15 protein-coding genes are annotated in these 17,200 nt (G+C 50.3%); 7 read left to right on the forward strand and 8 right to left on the reverse strand.

Going from position 1 to position 17,200, the window contains the following annotated elements; translation table 11 throughout:
• The first annotated feature begins 283 nt into the window (after nt 1–283).
• Complete coding sequence (locus NDA02_RS14590) at nt 284–901, forward strand: DUF1997 domain-containing protein (protein ID WP_190793810.1); 618 nt, start codon at nt 284–286, stop codon at nt 899–901.
• Between the two features lie 51 nt (nt 902–952).
• Here the strand turns inward: NDA02_RS14590 and NDA02_RS14595 are convergent, their stop codons facing one another.
• Together NDA02_RS14595 and NDA02_RS14600 are read right to left on the reverse strand one after the other, a co-directional pair.
• On the reverse strand, nt 953–1,636 hold the full coding sequence (locus NDA02_RS14595) for a ribonuclease HII (RefSeq protein WP_190793809.1): 684 nt from the start codon (nt 1,634–1,636) through the stop codon (nt 953–955).
• Nucleotides 1,611–3,848 (reverse strand): Rne/Rng family ribonuclease, encoded by a 2,238-nt coding sequence (locus NDA02_RS14600; RefSeq protein WP_190793808.1) that lies wholly within the window; start codon nt 3,846–3,848, stop codon nt 1,611–1,613. The genes NDA02_RS14595 and NDA02_RS14600 overlap by 26 nt, the downstream gene beginning before the upstream one ends.
• 110 nt (nt 3,849–3,958) lie before the next feature.
• Between NDA02_RS14600 and NDA02_RS14605 the strand changes: the two genes are divergently transcribed.
• Nucleotides 3,959–4,369, forward strand: a complete 411-nt coding sequence (locus tag NDA02_RS14605) for a hypothetical protein (RefSeq protein ID WP_190793807.1) — start codon at nt 3,959–3,961, stop codon at nt 4,367–4,369.
• A gap of 137 nt (nt 4,370–4,506) precedes the next feature.
• On the opposite strand, the gene NDA02_RS14610 is transcribed toward NDA02_RS14605, so the two are convergent.
• Nucleotides 4,507–7,200 (reverse strand): TIGR03960 family B12-binding radical SAM protein, encoded by a 2,694-nt coding sequence (locus tag NDA02_RS14610; protein WP_348246615.1) that lies wholly within the window; start codon nt 7,198–7,200, stop codon nt 4,507–4,509.
• 279 nt (nt 7,201–7,479) lie between these two features.
• Complete coding sequence (locus NDA02_RS14615) at nt 7,480–7,815, reverse strand: STAS domain-containing protein (protein WP_190793881.1); 336 nt, start codon at nt 7,813–7,815, stop codon at nt 7,480–7,482.
• Nucleotides 7,816–8,501: 686 nt separating this feature from the next.
• Here NDA02_RS14615 and NDA02_RS14620 point away from each other — a divergent pair.
• Nucleotides 8,502–8,696 (forward strand): hypothetical protein, encoded by a 195-nt coding sequence (locus NDA02_RS14620; protein WP_190793880.1) that lies wholly within the window; start codon nt 8,502–8,504, stop codon nt 8,694–8,696.
• Between the two features lie 85 nt (nt 8,697–8,781).
• Here NDA02_RS14620 and NDA02_RS14625 read toward each other — a convergent pair whose 3' ends face one another.
• The gene (locus tag NDA02_RS14625) at nt 8,782–9,237 is read right to left on the reverse strand and encodes a hypothetical protein (protein WP_190793879.1); all 456 of its coding nucleotides are present in this window, start codon (nt 9,235–9,237) and stop codon (nt 8,782–8,784) included.
• 292 nt (nt 9,238–9,529) lie between these two features.
• Here NDA02_RS14625 and pip point away from each other — a divergent pair, with 292 nt between their 5' ends.
• The gene (gene pip, locus NDA02_RS14630) at nt 9,530–10,477 is read left to right on the forward strand and encodes a prolyl aminopeptidase (RefSeq protein WP_348255175.1); all 948 of its coding nucleotides are present in this window, start codon (nt 9,530–9,532) and stop codon (nt 10,475–10,477) included.
• A gap of 45 nt (nt 10,478–10,522) precedes the next feature.
• Here the strand turns inward: pip and NDA02_RS14635 are convergent, their stop codons facing one another.
• Together NDA02_RS14635 and NDA02_RS14640 are read right to left on the reverse strand one after the other, a co-directional pair.
• Nucleotides 10,523–11,329 (reverse strand): alpha/beta fold hydrolase, encoded by an 807-nt coding sequence (locus NDA02_RS14635; protein WP_199296769.1) that lies wholly within the window; start codon nt 11,327–11,329, stop codon nt 10,523–10,525.
• A 26-nt stretch (nt 11,330–11,355) separates the two neighbouring features.
• Nucleotides 11,356–12,066 (reverse strand): lysophospholipid acyltransferase family protein, encoded by a 711-nt coding sequence (locus tag NDA02_RS14640; protein ID WP_190793876.1) that lies wholly within the window; start codon nt 12,064–12,066, stop codon nt 11,356–11,358.
• Between the two features lie 944 nt (nt 12,067–13,010).
• Here NDA02_RS14640 and metG point away from each other — a divergent pair.
• The 3 genes from metG (at nt 13,011) to lptC (ending at nt 16,629) form a co-directional block, all read left to right on the forward strand.
• Nucleotides 13,011–14,612: a methionine--tRNA ligase gene (gene metG, locus NDA02_RS14645; protein ID WP_348255176.1), complete on the forward strand. Its 1,602-nt coding sequence runs from the start codon at nt 13,011–13,013 to the stop codon at nt 14,610–14,612.
• Between the two features lie 104 nt (nt 14,613–14,716).
• On the forward strand, nt 14,717–15,349 hold the full coding sequence (locus tag NDA02_RS14650) for an NYN domain-containing protein (protein WP_348246605.1): 633 nt from the start codon (nt 14,717–14,719) through the stop codon (nt 15,347–15,349).
• Between the two features lie 83 nt (nt 15,350–15,432).
• Nucleotides 15,433–16,629, forward strand: a complete 1,197-nt coding sequence (lptC, locus tag NDA02_RS14655) for an LPS export ABC transporter periplasmic protein LptC (protein WP_190789608.1) — start codon at nt 15,433–15,435, stop codon at nt 16,627–16,629.
• A 25-nt stretch (nt 16,630–16,654) separates the two neighbouring features.
• Here lptC and NDA02_RS14660 read toward each other — a convergent pair whose 3' ends face one another.
• Nucleotides 16,655–17,197, reverse strand: coding sequence for a CHAP domain-containing protein (locus tag NDA02_RS14660; protein ID WP_190789607.1), 543 nt, complete (start codon nt 17,195–17,197; stop codon nt 16,655–16,657).
• Nucleotides 17,198–17,200 lie beyond the last annotated feature (3 nt).

Here is a 17,200-nt window from a genome sequence, read left to right on the forward strand (position 1 = left end):
ACGGCATTAATTGCTTTGCGACGCAGGTCGTCACCATAAGGGGAAGGCATAGGCACTTCTAGACGCTGGTTTTCCCCTAGCCTAGCGTTCTAACCTAATCGCGTAAAGCTATAGTAAAGAAAGTTAAAGTAATCTCATTACATTCACTTAGGCAATTCCAGAATGACCATTGCTACGTCATATACTGCCTAAGAGCAAGGTTGCTTTTCGGGAAGAACTTTAAACTTTAGTAAAGTAACGGTCACAGCTTATCCTCACTCCCTCGTCTACCCATCTATCCCCCATGTTTGCCCGTTTTTCTGATTCTCAATCGGTTGAGTTAGCTGTTCCTAACCAACCCGTGCCGCTTCAGCATTATCTGCGTCAGCCGCAGCGACTTGTTCGTGCTCTAGTTGATCCAAGCCGAATTCAAATGTTGAGGCAAGATTGCTTTCGGCTGAAAATGCGTCCTTTAAGCTTTCTGATGCTAACGCTCCAGCCTACGGTAGACCTGCAAGTTTGGGCAGAACCAGATGGCAGTATTCGGGTGCAATCGATCGCTTGCGAAATTCGTGGGATTGAATACATCAACCAGCGATTCAGCCTGAATCTTACTGGAGTGCTGATTCCCGAACAGGACGGCGAAGTGACTTATCTACGGGGCAGAGCTAATCTGCAAGTACAGGTGGATGTACCGCCGCCGTTGATGCTTACCCCCCAGCCTATCCTAGAAGCAACTGGAAATGGTCTGCTTCACAGCGTTCTGCTAACTGTGAAACAGCGTCTAATGCATCAGCTTTTAGTGGACTATCGGGAATGGGCAGCGCAGCAAGACAGGGAAACTTGGCACAACTCGCCTAATTCTCTGGCTCCCAACGGAGAACCATTTCCCATGGCCGGCAGCAAGCCTGAATTGGGATAAGCTTGAGGCAACGCGAAAATTCTGTCTCTTAGTGATTACGATACGCTAGCCCTAAAGTTGCTCCAAGGATAGATTTGATGCAGCACAAGGGCTAAACGATCGTCGATGCTGACGCGATGCGCCTTTCTGCTGAAGCGCAAGCCGATGCTTAACGGTGCCATAACCTTTATTAGATGCGAGGTCATAGCCGGAATATTTTGCGGCAAGGCGTAGGATCAGTGTGTCCCGCCAGACTTTTGCCACAATACTGGCTGCGGCAATTGCAAGCGATCTTTGATCCCCTTTAACGATCGCCTGCTGCGGTAAAACAAGCTGCGGCACACAGTGATTTCCGTCGATCAGGCACAAGTCAGGTTGCGGACTGAGCCGATCGACTGCGCGACGCATCGCGAGAAACGTCGCCTGCAAAATGTTGAGTCGATCGATTTCTTGCACTGAGGCAATCCCAATTCGACAATCAATTGCCACCGCTCTAATTTGCACTGCAAGTTCCTGTCGCTGAAAGGCAGACAGCTGCTTGCTGTCTGTGACCCCTGCTGCTGAAAGGCGATCGAGCTGATCAGTCGGGAGAATTACAGCTGCTGCCACTACAGGACCAAATAAAGCTCCTCGCCCAACCTCATCCACCCCTGCAACCAGACCCAGAGCAGAAGCAGCCTCCAAGTCTGGCAGCAGTAGATTGAGCTGTAGTGCAGAACTCTCTAGAGAATTAGCCGACATCCGAACTTGGGTCATCAGTCGCAACCAGGGAAGAGCGACGGCGACGGCGGCGACGAGTTGAATCCAGGCTGAGATCAGAATACCCCCCTTCGTCAGATTCAGCCGACTCAGCCGTGTATCCATTCGACTCAACTTCTGAAACCGAGGCTTCTGGTACTGCTGGCAACTCGTCCAAATCAGCCGAAACTTGCTCTGCTGGTGGAGCTACCGCTTCAGGAATCGTTGGTTGCTCCGGCAAACTGACTTCGCGTAAGCTAGCGGGGTCCTGACGAACTCGCTGTCCAGGCAGTGTGACTGCAACGACCGTAGACTTTAGATCTTTCACCGTCTCAGTTGAAAGTACTAGGGGCGAGATGCCCATTAGAGCATAAACGTCCTGTTCCTCAGGGGTCATTTCGACTGAGATTACCTGGGGTGGTTCTGCCAAGGGTCTTTCCCGGCGCGAAACCCGACTGCGATCGAGTTTTTCCGAGCGATTGTCCCGCTCTCGCACGCCGCGATTTTCTCGGTTTTCCCGACTATCTCGGTTTTCTCGACCGTCCCGACTATCTCGGCTATCTCGGTTTTCCCGGCTCTCTCGGTTTTCCCGACTATCTCGGTTTTCCCGACCGTCCCGACTGTCTCGGCTATTTAGAATCGGCGTTGCGATCACTTCTTCCAAAGGAGCAGGCTCCAGATCTAGCTCCGGCTCGACCCGTCCAACGGTTGGCTTCAACGTTGGTTCACCGACCTTGACTCGCCCACCCCGACGACGACGGCGATTATCTCCTCGATCGCCCCGGTCATTGCGGTCATTACGATCACCCCGATCGCTGCGGCTTCGCTCCCGATAGTCAGGATGATTAGTTAAGTTTAGTTCCTGCAAATCGGCAGCTGGATCTAAATCGGAATCATCAGCCGATCGCTCCCAGGTATCGCGGGCGACTGGACGGGATTCGGCTGTCGCAGGAATTCGCACCGGATCGAGCGGATCAGACAGCGCAACTTCTGTTTCGCCAGGTAGATGAACAGTATGACCCAAGCCACCGCACTGAGAACAGGTGCGCCCAAACAGTTCGTAGATATTTTGTCCTTGACGTTTACGCGTTAGTTCGACCAGTCCCAGTTCCGAGAGCTGAGCAATTTGAGGACGGGCTTTGTCTGCTCGCAGTGCCTTATTAAACTGTTCAAGCACCTGCAACTGATCGCGACGCGAATCCATGTCGATGAAATCGACAATAATGACTCCAGCAATGTTGCGAAGGCGGAGCTGTCGTGCAATCTCAGTTGCCGCTTCACTGTTCGTCCAAAGAACCGTTTCTCTTGCGGTCGCCGATCGGGTAAATGAACCAGAGTTCACGTCAATTACCGTTAGGGCTTCAGTACGTTCGATAATAATATAGCCACCGGAGGGCAAATCGACCCTTGGCTTCAGAGCCTCCCGAATTGCCGCATTGACTCGGAAGTATTCCAAAATTGAGGTACGTTCACGGTGATGGTCAATCAAAATCCCTTGCGGCGATCGTCCTCCATTCCAGTTCGTCAGGTGTTGCTTAACACGCTTCAGCCCGGTATGCGAATCGACAACAATTCGGTTTACATCTGCGCTGTACACATCTCGCAGCACCCGCTGAATAAAGTCATCATCTCGGTTAAGCAAGCAGGGTGGACGAGAGGACAACGCTTCTTGTTGGATGCTTTCCCACTGTTTTTGCAGAGCTTCCAGGTCTTCTAAAATTGCTTCTTCGGGCATTCCTTCAGCTTCAGTTCGCACCAGTAGCCCCATTCCTGCGGGCTTAATGAGAATTGCTAATGCGCGAAGCCGATTCCGTTCTGCTTCGTTGCGAATGCGTCGGGAAAGGTTGACGCCTCGACCAAACGGCATTAGTACCAGATAGCGCCCTGGAAGGCTAATATTTCCGGTCAGCCGTGGACCCTTGTTTCCAGTCGGCTCTTTCATAATCTGAACCAGCACTTTCTGCTGAGGCGCAAGCAGCTCTGTGATCGAGCCTGCCGCCTTACGAAGCCGTAGCGGACCTAAATCGGAAACATGGATAAACCCGTTGCGTTCACTATCACCAATGTTGACAAAGGCTGCATCAATTCCTGGCAGCACATTTTCCACAACACCTAGGTAAATATCGCCAACCTGATGGGTTCCCTTTGCAACGATTAATTCTTGAATCTGATCTTCTGAAAAGACAGCAGCAATGCGGTGCTGCTCAGCGATAACAATTTGTTTTGACATTCAATTTCCTCAAAGTCTGGCAGCTTGGCAGCACTGGCTCCGTCATGCTACTTTCGCTGGAATAAATCAAAGAACGCCGCGTCAGCAAGCAGCCGTTCTGCAAAATACCTATGAAGTTCCTGCCAAAAGCGATCGATTTGACAGGAGAAGCCTTGATGAGAAATCAGCACACCCAATCAGTTGGAGAACTAACAACCGATCTTGAATGCCTGAATAGAAGAAACCTGAGTGAAAGGTGTCTGTACGGAAGAATCTGCTTGAAAGGAGCAGGATCTTACGTGAGCAAGGGAGTGAAAAGCTTTACAGAAGCAGACTTTACTCTGGGTCTGGTGCCGCTCGAATCGTTTTTAACCCTGAGTTTAACCCTAAGAGGTTTCGATTCGCTACGGCTTCTCTTAGTTACGCATTATAGCGCGATCGTCAATGCACGCATCAGTATGTTCAACGTTTTTTGGAAAATACTCAGCTTAGGAAATGGAAAAGGGCGGAAGTTGCAAAAAGGGAAGATTTCTCTGGAATGAGAATTTAACTAGCAGTCCTTCTTGCAAAATAGGCTTTTTCCGGCAGTTGAGGAAACCCAACACGCGGTCGATTGAATCCGCGGTCTTCGATCAACTGCTGTACGCAGGATTGCAAAAGTCAAGAAATCCTTAACCTTTCAACCATCCATCAAGAAAAGCTGACACCGATGAATGTGCAAAAGCCGAAACGATTGTTGAGTTACCTGCTCCAGCATTTGCACCAGATGTTCTGGACGCAGCAGAATTCCATCATTGCGGCAGCTTCCCACAAAACGCAGGATTACAGCATCCTCAAGGGATTGTTCCCGCCGCAGTCCCGGAATCGATCGATCGAGCAATTCGAGTTCAAAGAGCCGTTCCCGCAGATTAACTGACTTTTGCTTACCTGATTTCGTGGTTTGTTCGACCCACAAACTTTCCGCTTCCAAAACAGCTCGAATCCAGCCGTGCCAGTCAGACGCTCCCCCAGGCTGTGTTTCAGCTTCTTCAAAGAGAGGCACAACCGCGATCCAGTATTCTGCTTGCTCCATTGCATGAGTTGCCGCAGGCGCATTGAGGGCGATTGACTCAACGCTAAATACAGGCACCTCCGCAGGCAGTTGAGCACCGAACTTTTGCTGAAACTCTGCCGGGTTCATGGCTTCGGTCAGGTCGAAATCCACAATTTCCCCCAGACTGCTTGCACCTAGCGGTAACGCACTGGCGATCGAGATACGCGGACCCGGATGAAACCCGCCCGTAAAAGAAACCGGAATCGCAGCCCGCCGCACAGCGCGATCGAATAAACGCACAAGGTCTAAATGGCTTACCAGCGTCATGTCGCCCAGTTTGCCAAACTGAACGCGCATTCGCTGCGCCCGCTCCTGATTCGGCACAAATTGCCCCTGAAAGGCGGGAATGGGCGGCGGCGGCACGACAATGTTGTGTCCAAAGTCTAGACCGCAGACACCGCAGTGGGAGCAGCCCTCAAACGAGCAGTCTGGAACGATCGCAGCTTCCAATGCCCGCTGAAGGTCTTCTTTCAACCACTGCTTATCAATCCCTGAATCCAAATGATCCCAGGGAAGCGGCTGATTCAGCGTCTGCTCAGCCTGCAATGAACCCGCATCCCCAAAAACGTTCCACTCCCCGTTTTCGACCTGGCGATATTTCCAGGTGAGTTCAGAAGCAGCAATCGCCTGCGTCCAGGCAGCAAAAGCCCGATCGAGACTTTCCCACCAAGCGTCCATCCCGGCTCCTAACTCCCAGGCATGACGAATTACTGCCGCCAAACGCCGGTCGCCTCGCCCGACAAAGTCCTCCATTGCCGAGATGCGAACGTCAGTGAAGTTAGCTTTTACTCCCCGAATGGTGCGGAACTCTTGCTGAAGGAGTTTCTGCTTTCGGATGAGTTCAGCCGTTGCGACCGAGTGCCACTGAAAAGGCGTGTGAGGTTTCGGTGTGAAGTTTGAGATGGTGACATTAAAGCCAAGCGGCTTTCTACCCTTAATCTGACACTTTTGCTGAAGCCAACGCATCGTTTCAGCAATGCCCAAAACATCTGCGTCGGTTTCGCCCGGTAGGCCAATCATAAAGTAGAGCTTAACCCGATCCCAACCCTGCTCGTAGGCAGTTCTAACCCCGCGCAGCAGTTCTTCGTTAGTTAGCCCTTTATTAATAATATCTCGCATTCGCTGCGTGCCTGCTTCCGGCGCGAAAGTTAGCCCCGATTGCCGCGTTCCGCCCAGAATATTGGCGATATTTTCATCAAAGCGATCGACTCTCTGACTAGGCAGTGACAGCGAAATATTTTCACCCTGCAACCGATTTTTAATCTCAACGCCCACCGCGGGCAGTGCCAGATAGTCAGAACAGCTCAAAGACAGCAGCGAGAACTCGTTGTATCCGGTTGCCCGCATTCCCTGCTCGATCGCCTCTATGACCTGCTCCGGCTCTACATCCCTGGCTGGACGGGTAAGCATCCCCGGCTGACAAAAGCGACAACCCCGTGTACAGCCCCTCCGAATTTCGATCGTCAGACGATCGTGAACCGTTTCAATGTAGGGCACTAAACCAATCGAGTAGGCAGGCAAAGGCGTTGCCACCCGCCGCAAAACCCGGTCGGGCACATCAGGACGGCTGGGATGCACCGAGCCATCGGCTGCCATATCGTAAAACTGCGGCACGTACACACCGGGAACCTGTGCCAGATCCAACAAGATTTCTTCGCGGTTCAGTCCCGCAGCCTTACCTTCTTCCAGTACCAGACCGATCTCCGGCAGCAGTTCCTCCCCGTCGCCCAGCGCAATGAAGTCAAAAAAGTCAGCGTAAGGTTCCGGGTTTGAGGTTGCCGTTTGTCCGCCCGCAAAGATAAGCGGATAGCTGCCCTGCTCCACATTCCATCGGTTCTGATTAGCAGGTTGCTTCGCAGTTCCCCGAGAAGGTAATCGCTCTTTCCAGGTGAGAGGGATGCCTACTAAATCCAACATTTCCAGGATGTTGGTTGCTCCCAGCTCATAGCTGAGGCTAAAGCCCAAGACATCGAAATCGGTCAGCGATCGGCGTGACTCGACTGCAAATAGCGGGGTTTGAGTAGAGCGCAGTTTTGCTGCCAGATCGGGCGCAGGTAGATAGGAACGATCGCAGAGTTGCCGAGGCTGAGCATTGAGAATGCTGTAGAGAATGATGTGACCTAGGTTAGAAGCACCAACCTCATAAATTTCCGGGTAGGTAAGCACCCATCGGACTGCTGCGGCTTCCCAAGGTTTGTGAACCGCTCCCAGCTCATTGCCCAGGTAGCGAGCGGGCTTTAGGATTTCGGGCGTTAATAGCTGTTCAACTGCAACTGCCACGGTAAAGACAAGGAGTGACGATCGAGAAATTGAGAAAATCGCTGCGCGTCACCCCAAAAGGGGAACTGCTTCGCATCGACCTTCTCTTCCTGTTCACTATACCGGATTCAGGCTTAGCTCGTCGTCTAACAGAAGTCGTTTAGCAGAAATCGTTATAACAAAAATCGAACGACTCAATCTGCGAATGACAAACTGACTTGCAGGTGACCGGAGATGCACGAAGGATAGAAGGGCTTGTGAATGGCAAACTTAACGATCGTTTAACCTCAAACCGCTTTATCAGGCAGCCGTCAACTCGACCAAGGATTGTCCGTCCAAAATTTCAAAAACGCGATCGAGCTGGGTTAACTCAAAAACAATCCGTACAGAGGGAGAAATCCCAAATAGGATAAGCTGCTTACCAAGCTGCTGCGCTAGGGTCAGGGTCGAAACAAAAACCATGAGCCCTGCGCTATCAAGGGATTTAACGCCAGTCATATCAACTAACAAGTGTGAATATTCGATTGCGGTTACGGTTGCTGCAAGCTGCTTCTGCAAGGATTCAGCATTGTTGACGTTGATGTCGCCACTGGGCTGAACAACTACCTGTCGAGAGTATGTAAGGGTGCTGTGCATCATTCGATCCTGTCTGACTACAGATGGTTGAATTGAGACTCGAAGCTGGCTCTTGGAATGTACTAGACCATAACCTTGAAAATTTCTTGCATACTAGCCTGGAAGGAGAAATTTGCAGAATCTTTAACTGACAGGATTTCAGATTAAATCCTGATAGAATCACGCTTGTGCTGATGTATTGATAGTTACAAAAGCTGTCCGTACTTTATCTTGACTCTCCCTTTGTAACATTACTTGTCACACCAAGAACATCTGGTGCAACTCAACACCCAACACCTGTGGAAGGGTTGAGAAATGCCGCTTAAGGGAGAATCAGGAAATGGGAAATTAAGCCAAGCTGTTTGTTAGCCAGGCTAGCTTCATCACGACTTAATAGTGGATGAAGATCGATTAGGTGTATTCCAGCAGATAAAGAACTTTAGAAGTAACCATAGTTACTAATTTGGAAGTGGTTAAAGGTACATCTACCAACAGGAAGATTACTCACTTAAACAAACTTGATACCTTAGCCCAAATAACAGAATAAATATTTATCTGTTATTCTCCTGGTATAGTGCTTTGCAAAAGAGCATATCGTGATTTAAATCACAAAGTGGACAGCGTTGGATCATCGAAGTTGCAGCGGCGTTTCATGACAATGAAGTCCAGAGGTTGGTTTTTCCTACTTAACGCAGGACTTTCTAATAATGAAAACAACCCACGTAATTCGCCAGCTTGTTGCAAAGGCATTGCACATTAAGCAGCTCACTCCCGATATTGAAAATGAGATTAACTACGAGTTAACTCGTCTGGGCTACATCTCTGATGTGGACTATGAAGCACTGGAGCTGTTAATGGCGGAGATGGATGCTGGAAGGGTGCGGTTGGTTCCGAGCCCTTAGCAGAGGCTGCCTGCTCCTCAGGTCATCGCCTTGTATTCAACTGGTTTGCAAAGCAAGTCGTTCTGAGGGTTGCCATATCCGCAGTCTATTGCTTGTTTGTTTCTTCCCGATCGGGATTTGCATGATTCTGATTTGCAAGGCAAAGTGCCCGAATAAATTGCTGAAGCTGTTCTTGGGCGGAAGGATAGTGATGCTGCACAATCGCTTCATCCGAGGCTGAATAAGGTTCAGGTTTTAACCCGCTGAGCTTTGCCAGAACTGGAATCACCTCAGTATCCACTGCCATCTGAAACCAGGACAGGGGCAGCAGCAGATCAGATTCCTGCCGCAGGTCAACCAGCATTTCCAAGGCAATTTCGCTTGTCTGCCAATTGTCCCAGAGGGGGTGTTCTGCATCACTGAAGCCTCGGCTAAGTATAACCAAAGGACGTGCCCAGCAGAGCTGTCGATCGATCACCGTTTGAATCACCTCTGCATACAGACGCTTTTCTTCACACTCCAGAAACACGATTTGATGCGGTTGATACTCAACAAAGCTCATAGGCTGCGGTCAAAGGAAGATCTGCATTGGGCAGCGTTGGGGCGAGTAGCACATACTCTGATTCTAAACATACTCTCAGGGCTGCGTCGAAGTTCAAGAAGGCAGCAGGCAAAGGGTAGCAGCAGGCGCATCGGTCGATCGCTCAAGGTTTATTATTGCACTGCTTTGCCTTAAGGGAATTGTGGCTGAACCTTTAGCAGGGCGAGCGATTGCAAATCATGAAGTTTTGAAGTTCTACAAACAGGCTAATGTCTTCCGGTAGACTAGCCGTATGGGTTGATCAGAGGGAACAATGCGTGAACTGTATGCTGCGATCGAGCCATACACAACTGGCACACTCCAGGTTTCTGACCTGCACACTCTTTATTACGAAGAAGTAGGCAACCCTAACGGTAAGCCGATTGTCTTTCTACACGGCGGTCCGGGGGGCGGTATTGATCCAATTCACCGTCGGTTTTTTAATCCTCAGAAATGGCGCGTGGTGCTGTTTGATCAGCGAGGCTGTGGACGCAGTGTGCCCCATGCAGAACTCCGTGAGAATACAACCTGGCATTTAGTGAGCGACATTGAGCGACTGCGGCAGCATCTCGGCATCGATCGCTGGGTAGTGTTTGGCGGCAGTTGGGGCAGTACGCTATCGCTTGCCTATAGTCAAACTCATCCTGAAGCCTGTAAGGGGTTGATCCTGCGAGGTATCTTTCTGTTGCGACAAAAGGAGCTGTCCTGGTTTTATCAGGAGGGTGCAAGCTACTTTTTTCCTGATGCCTGGGAAGCTTACCTGAAGCCAATTTCCCCCACAGAGCGTCACAATCTCATCACGGCATACTATGAGCGGCTCACCAGCGACGATCGCGAAATTCGCCAGCAGGCAGCCCGTGCTTGGTCAGTGTGGGAAGCTTCGACCAGTAAGCTATTGCCCGATGTGGGCTTGCAGCAGCGATTTGGCGAGAATCAGTTTGCCGATGCCTTTGCCCGAATCGAGTGCCACTACTTTGTGAATAAGGGTTTTTTTGAACAGGAAAACCAGCTTTTAGATCAGTGCGATCGAATTCGACATCTGCCAGTTGTGATTGTGCAGGGACGCTATGACGTGGTTTGTCCGCCAATGTCTGCTTGGGATTTGCATCAAGCACTACCTGAATCCGAGCTAATCATGATTCCCGATGCCGGGCATTCCATGACGGAACCTGGTATTTGCCATGCGCTGCTTGAAGCAAGCGATCGGTTTGCAGAGCTGTAGTTCCAGACTAGGTTTTAGCTTGAGCTTAACCTCTAGCTTGAGTTTTTAACTCGAAAGCGTCGGTTGGGGAGGCTGTATGAGTCGAGAAGACTGCATCAGCTCATAGAGATTCACATCTTTTTCGAGCAGGCAAGCGTGACCGCTATCCGGCAGCACAATCATTTCCGCATTGGGCAGCAGATTGACTAAGCGACGGGCTTCTGAGACCGAGGGAAATAGCTTATCTTGGGCACTGGCAACGACAAGCGTTGGTAGCATAATGCCACGAAACTGATATTCACTCACGTAAAAATCGCGCAGTAGCGACTGTCGCCAAATGGACGATTGTTGCGTCACAAATCGCACTGCATCCAGCAACGCCTTCCGGTCTTCAGGCAGAATTCGGTCGAGCGATGCCAAGATTGTTAAAAAACTCAGCGTCGAGAGCTGATAGGTGTGTTCAGGCAGCAAATGACTCAGGTAAGAACCCCAGTACACCCATGGACGCCGATTAAACGAAGAAGCTGGATTGACCAGAATGAGCCGATCGAATAAATGAGGCGCACGCAGAATCGTTTTAATCGCTAAACAGCCGCCAAACGACTCGCCGCAAAGATAAACAGGCTGATTTGGCTTTCGCTCTCTCTCCGCTTTCACCAGCGTGACGACTTGTTCCGCGAGCTGTTCCCATCCTGTCAAATCATCACCGGGGATTGATAAACACCGAATGTCAAACGCTTTCTCAACCCCAGCCACCTGAGCGCGGAAAAGCTGTCCGGTTCCATCCATGCCGGGTAGAAAGATAAATAGGGGTGCGCTGGGATTAAGTCGAGTCGGTGTACGGAAATAGGCGTGGGGCTGAGTGTCCGTCATAGGCGACATTAAGCTAATGCAGCAAATTAGTGCAACAGGCGATCGATTTCTTCACGGCAGTATTGGGTCAAATCAGCGACAACAGTTTTCGCCTGTTTTCCCTGGTAGCTTTCCCGCTGAGCAGGAGTCACCCACATGGGACGCCCCACAATCACATCTACTTTTTGATAAATCACCATTGGATGCCATCCAGGTTGGTCAAACAGCGGTTCCGATGGATCGAACCAGCTCAGCAGCTTCAGCGGGACTGCAACGTTATTGGTTTCGTCTTGAGAGGCGATCGCCACAGGCAGAATGGCTAAATCTTGAATTGGAGCACGCAGGGCAAGATGGGCGAATCCGCGCTGAAAGTTACCCACCTGATGTGGATCAGTGTGCTGCACCATTGGTTCAGTTCCTTCGGGGAAGATGCCGATTGCCTGCTGAGACTGAAGTAGTTGAATTGCCTGGTGAAAAAAGCCTTGCTGACGGTGATCGGGGGCATCAAGGGGAAAGCATCCTAACCGTGTCACAAACTCACGCATCAAGGGAACCTGACCCATATAGTGATGGCAGGCAAACCGGACCGATCGATCTAGCGTTGCCATCAGCAGAGGGGCGTCTAGAAAACTACGATGATTGCTGACGACGAGAACAGCACTATTTTGCGGAACACGATCGCGATGGTAAAAGAAGACGCGTGTCCCCAGCATATTGAGCAGCTGTTGAGAGATCAGCAGTGGGTTGTTAAACATCATGCTCCAGGAGGACTTGATTTAACTCTTGTAATATTAAGCAACTAAAGAAAGAGCGGTGCTGCCCACCGCGACCACTTTGGCAAAAAGCAGCTTTTGTAATTCATATCCTGACGCAACCTATGAGCTAATGCCCTCAACTAGGGGACGGATTTCGCCGATCGCGATTCAGCCTAATGAGCGACTTCTAGAGGATGAATGCAGTTCGATCAAGCGGAGCAGCACAGCTTGCTTTACACCTTGCACTGCACAGGAGATAGATTGAAAAACTGCTTAAACCGGAGCAGCTCGTCAAGGGCAGGTTTCTATTTGAGTCAGCGAACAAATCTTAAATGATTAAGGATTGAGTAAACTTATGTGAACAGCAAATGCTACCTTGGTATCGTGACCTGGCTTAGAAATTGTTTTAGAAGGATCAACCGTACTACATTTTCCCAATTCCAACTTAAGACAGGCTACCAAACCGCTACTTCGTTCACCTCTCAAGGTTAAGGAATTTAGGGAACGGTTCGGGCAGCCCTTACATGGCTCAATCAGACTCGCTTAATCAGACGCTTAGATTCGATCGATCGATTTATGCAGAATCTTCCTGGAATTTTCCCATCTGCAAGTTAAAGGCTAGCAGTTAATATTCTCTGAGGAAAATAACGGTATTGGAACTGAAAAGATGAAAAACAATTCATATCCAAAATAACGGCTCTTTACTCAGGAAAAATGCCCTTTAAGACCGATGAAACATTAATTGTTCAATCGTAGAAGTAACATACATTTGATTTACGACTTTTAGTAAAAGTAGAACTTTAAGCAGGAATTGTTACTTGTAGGCTTAACTTTAGTCAAAGATCTTGACCTGCTGAGAAGACTCAAGCAGCTTTCCCTTAATTAGGGATGAATCACAACAACCGTCGGGTATATTTGATAAATATTTTCAGGGTATTCTTTAATTTATGACCTTTAATACAAACCCTCAGGCTCCCTTTGCCATTACAACTCCGCTTTATTATGTCAATGATGTTCCTCATATAGGCAGTGCTTATACAACGATCGCTGCCGATGTTGCAGTTCGGTTTCAGCGACTCCTAGGCAAGCCTGTCTTGCTCATTACAGGAACGGATGAACACGGGCAGAAAATCCAGCGCACCGCAGAAGCCGCCGGACGATCGCCTCAAGAACACTGCGATTTAATTGTTGAAAGCTTCCTTTCCCTATGGGAACGGCTTAATATTCAGGTCGATCGCTTTATTCGCACAACCTCCTCCAAGCATGAGGCGATCGTCAAAGAGTTCTTTCAGCGCGTCTGGGATCAGGGTGACATTTACCTGGGGCGGCAGCAGGGCTGGTACTGCGTTTCCTGTGAGGAGTTTAAAGAGGAGCGAGAACTGCTGGAGGGTCATCGTTGCGCCATCCATACCAATAAAGAAGCCGAATGGCGGGACGAACAAAACTATTTCTTCCGGTTGTCCAGTTATCAGGGTAAGCTAGAGCAGCTTTACCGCGATCGTCCCGAATTTATTCAGCCTGAGAGTCGGCGCAACGAGGTCTTTGCCTTTGTCGAGCGCGGCTTGCAAGACTTTTCTATCTCGCGGGTCAACTTTGACTGGGGCTTTCCGATTCCTGAAGACCCTAGCCATGTGATTTACGTCTGGTTTGACGCGCTGCTGGGTTATGTGACCGCACTCTTACAACCCGAAGACGCGCCGACGCTGGCAAACGCGCTGGCAAAATGGTGGCCCATCAATACCCACTTAATCGGCAAAGATATTCTGCGCTTTCATGCGGTCTACTGGCCTGCGATGCTCATGGCGGCAGGGCTAGAGGTTCCCCATCGGGTATTTGGGCACGGCTTCCTTACTAAGGACGGGCAAAAGATGGGCAAGAGCCTGGGGAATACGATCGACCCTGTTGCCCTAACCGATCGCTATGGCTCTGATGCCGTGCGCTATTACTTCCTGAAGGAGATCGAGTTTGGACGCGACGGCGACTTCAACGAAACGCGCTTTATCAACATCCTGAATGCAGATCTGGCAAACGACCTGGGCAATTTGCTCAATCGGACGCTGAAAATGGCACAAAAATACTGCCATGGACAGATCCCTAAACTTGATCCCGCCGCTATTCCAGAAGATAACCTGCTGCGATCGAAGGGTGAGGGGTTAGGACAGCAAGTGCAGGAAGCCTTTGAAAGGCTGGGCTTTAGTCAGGGGTGCGAAGCCGTTCTAATGCTGGTTCGCGTGAGCAACAAGTTCATTGACGAGCAGGCTCCCTGGACGCTCTACAAGCAGGGCAAACAAGCCGAAGTTGAGCAGGTACTTTATAGCGTTCTGGAAACAGTTCGCCTTAGTGCCTACTTGCTGTCACCGATTATTCCAGGATTGAGCAACGCGATTTATCAGCAGCTTGGCTACCAGGTTGATTTCAATCAAAAAGACACTGGAACCGTTGTGCCTTTTGCAGTGCATTCTCAATGGGGCATTTTATTGCCAGGGCAGGAGCTGGGTGCAGCACAACCTATTTTTCAGCGGTTAGAGCTGCCTGAGAACGCTGTTTGATTTTTCTGTTTTAGGATAGGAACGATCGCCTGTTTACAGGCAACTTATTAAGAATTTAGCTGATTTAATTTCCCCTTAATAAAATTTTTGAGGTTTAACAAATCATGTTCAGTAACAATAACCATCATGGCGAAAACAATTCTATATTCACACCAGAACAGGTTCTAGAAAATCGGGGGCGAGTTGCTATCTTTATCGATGGTTCTAATCTGTTCTACGCCGCTCTCCAGCTTGGCATTGAGATTGACTACACCAAGCTGCTTTGCCGTTTGACGGCGGGATCACGGCTGCTGCGATCGTTTTTCTACACCGGGGTCGATCGTACAAATGAAAAACAGCAGGGATTTCTCCTCTGGATGCGGCGCAACGGCTATCGCGTGATTTCTAAAGATCTGGTGCAGCTTCCAGACGGCTCCAAGAAGGCAAATCTAGACGTCGAGATTGCCGTTGATATGATGGCATTGGTCGGTTCCTACGATACGGCGGTTCTGGTGAGCGGCGATGGCGATCTGGCGTATGCCGTGGATGCGGTGAGCTATCGAGGAGTACGAGTTGAGGTAGTGAGCCTGCGATCGATGACCAGCGACAGTTTGATTAACGTTGCCGATCGCTATATTGACCTTGACTCGATCAAAGAAGACATTCAAAAAACGCCGCGCCAGGGCTATACCTATCGTCCGCTCAGTGGCATTGGCTTGGTTGAGGAGCCAGAAGACAAGCCATCGTTTGAGCCGTAGCACGAGAATTCTGGGAGCTTTTTCCCAGGGCAAGCGTCTGCTACATTCAGATTGCCAGGGCAAGATGCTGGATGGCATAAGCAATGCCGCCTGGAATCAAAGCCCGGGATCAAAACAAAGTCTGGGATCAAAAAAGCATGGGCTGGATAAAGACGATCGGGCTGCCTTGTGTGCTGCTGGTGTTGCTTGGGCTGGGAAGCTGTCGGCAGGAGAGCCGCGGCGCAAACCGGTTGGCAGAAGACACAGCCGCCGCGCAGCAGGTTGATCCCAACCTCACGTTTAACAACATTACGCTGGAGCAGCCCGATGAAAAAGGACAAACCCTCTGGAAGGTGAGGGCAAAACAGGCAGTCTATACGCCCGATAAGCAGCTCGCAAAAGTTCAGAGTCCGAGCGGTGAACTGTATCAAGACGGCAAACCTGCCTACAAGATTCAGGCAGAAGAAGGGGAAATTCGACAGGATGGCAACCGCATTTTTCTGCGCGGCGATGTCGTTGCAACCGATGTTGAGAGTGGGGCAGTGATGCGCGGTAACGAGCTGGAGTGGCGACCCAAACAAGATCTGATGATTGTGCGCGGCAACCTGCGCGGAACCCATCCGAAGTTGACCCTCAGCGCAAATGAGGGCAGAGTTCAGCGACGACAGCAGCGCGTTGAGCTATCGGGCAATATTATTGCGGAAACACGCGACGAACCGAAGCTCAAGCTTCAGGGGGAGAAGATGGTGTGGCTAATGCAGCAGGATCGGCTGGTGAGCGATCGCCCCGTTCAGGCGCAGCGCATTGCCAATAATACACAAGTTACCGATCAGGCAAACGGAGACACCGCAGAAGTGCTAATCGGCAGCCGTGTCGCTACCCTTCGCAAAAATGCCCGTGTGCTCACCGTCGATCCGCCCCTGCTGGTAACAGGCAACTCGCTGATTTGGAATCTGAAACGGCAAACGATCGAAGCCGATCAGCCCGTGACCGTGGTGCATCAGCAGGAGCAAACTACCCTGACTGCCGATCGCGCCAGAATGGACTTAGAACCAAGAGTAGCTCGCTTCACGGGTAATGTTCGGGCGATCGGGCAGCGCAATGACTCTGATCTGGCATCCGATACCCTGGTCTGGACGATCCCCACCCAGCAGCTTGTGGCAGAAGGCAATGTCGTTTACAACCAGGCAGATCCACCTGCTACGGTACGCGGTCCAAGAGCAGTAGGTCGATTGCAAAACCGGACAGTGGTGGTCAGCGGTGGGCGAGTGGTAACGGAGATTGTGCCGCCTAATCCTTAACCATCAGAGCTAAAAACCATCAGAGCTAAATTAGCCGAATATATCCGTTGATATGCTGATCAAAAGGTCGGTGAAAAATCCCCGATCGATTATTCACATTGCCTTCAGCAGTTATGATTTCTCCCGATCGCACCTCTACCACAATCCCAATGTGATCGAGCGCAACGGGTTCAAGCAGGCGATCGAACAGCACAATATCGCCTGATTTGGGTTCAAAGTCAGAGCGGTTTGCTGAGCAATAGAACTGATTTTCGAGAAAGTTTGCCCATTCGTACCATAGGCTGACAAATCCCAGCGTTGAACGGCGATCGGGAATGGGCTGAATCGGCGGAGAAAAGCCTGCCTGAAGACAGCAGTAGTAAACAAAAGCACAGCACCAATCAAAACCGATCGTCTTGTCAGAATATTTTGTGGTGCAAGCGATCGCGTTGAATTCTGCTCGAAAAACATTCAGGTATCGCTCGATTTCTGCCCCAGCTTTTTGTTCATTGCCCTGCCGCCCTACCTTTCCTTCCTGGTAAGCAATTTGGGCAAGCAATGCCCGTTTTTCTGCTGCCGTATGGGTCAAAGA

Origin of the sequence: Leptolyngbya sp. ST-U4 (assembly GCF_039962215.1) — a bacterium.
Lineage (GTDB): Bacteria > Cyanobacteriota > Cyanobacteriia > Elainellales > Elainellaceae > Leptolyngbya_A.

Excerpts from the sequence above, each read along its gene's own strand:
- NDA02_RS14590 (WP_190793810.1), top strand. The coding sequence starts at position 284 with ATGTTTGCCCGTTTTTCTGATTCTCAATCGGTTGAGTTAGCTGTTCCT.
- NDA02_RS14595 (WP_190793809.1), bottom strand. The coding sequence starts at position 1,636 with ATGACCCAAGTTCGGATGTCGGCTAATTCTCTAGAGAGTTCTGCACTA.
- NDA02_RS14600 (WP_190793808.1), bottom strand. The coding sequence starts at position 3,848 with ATGTCAAAACAAATTGTTATCGCTGAGCAGCACCGCATTGCTGCTGTC.
- NDA02_RS14605 (WP_190793807.1), top strand. The coding sequence starts at position 3,959 with ATGAAGTTCCTGCCAAAAGCGATCGATTTGACAGGAGAAGCCTTGATG.
- NDA02_RS14615 (WP_190793881.1), bottom strand. The coding sequence starts at position 7,815 with ATGCACAGCACCCTTACATACTCTCGACAGGTAGTTGTTCAGCCCAGT.
- NDA02_RS14620 (WP_190793880.1), top strand. The coding sequence starts at position 8,502 with ATGAAAACAACCCACGTAATTCGCCAGCTTGTTGCAAAGGCATTGCAC.
- NDA02_RS14625 (WP_190793879.1), bottom strand. The coding sequence starts at position 9,237 with ATGAGCTTTGTTGAGTATCAACCGCATCAAATCGTGTTTCTGGAGTGT.
- pip (WP_348255175.1), top strand. The coding sequence starts at position 9,530 with ATGCGTGAACTGTATGCTGCGATCGAGCCATACACAACTGGCACACTC.
- NDA02_RS14635 (WP_199296769.1), bottom strand. The coding sequence starts at position 11,329 with ATGACGGACACTCAGCCCCACGCCTATTTCCGTACACCGACTCGACTT.
- NDA02_RS14640 (WP_190793876.1), bottom strand. The coding sequence starts at position 12,066 with ATGATGTTTAACAACCCACTGCTGATCTCTCAACAGCTGCTCAATATG.
- metG (WP_348255176.1), top strand. The coding sequence starts at position 13,011 with ATGACCTTTAATACAAACCCTCAGGCTCCCTTTGCCATTACAACTCCG.
- NDA02_RS14650 (WP_348246605.1), top strand. The coding sequence starts at position 14,717 with ATGTTCAGTAACAATAACCATCATGGCGAAAACAATTCTATATTCACA.
- lptC (WP_190789608.1), top strand. The coding sequence starts at position 15,433 with ATGCCGCCTGGAATCAAAGCCCGGGATCAAAACAAAGTCTGGGATCAA.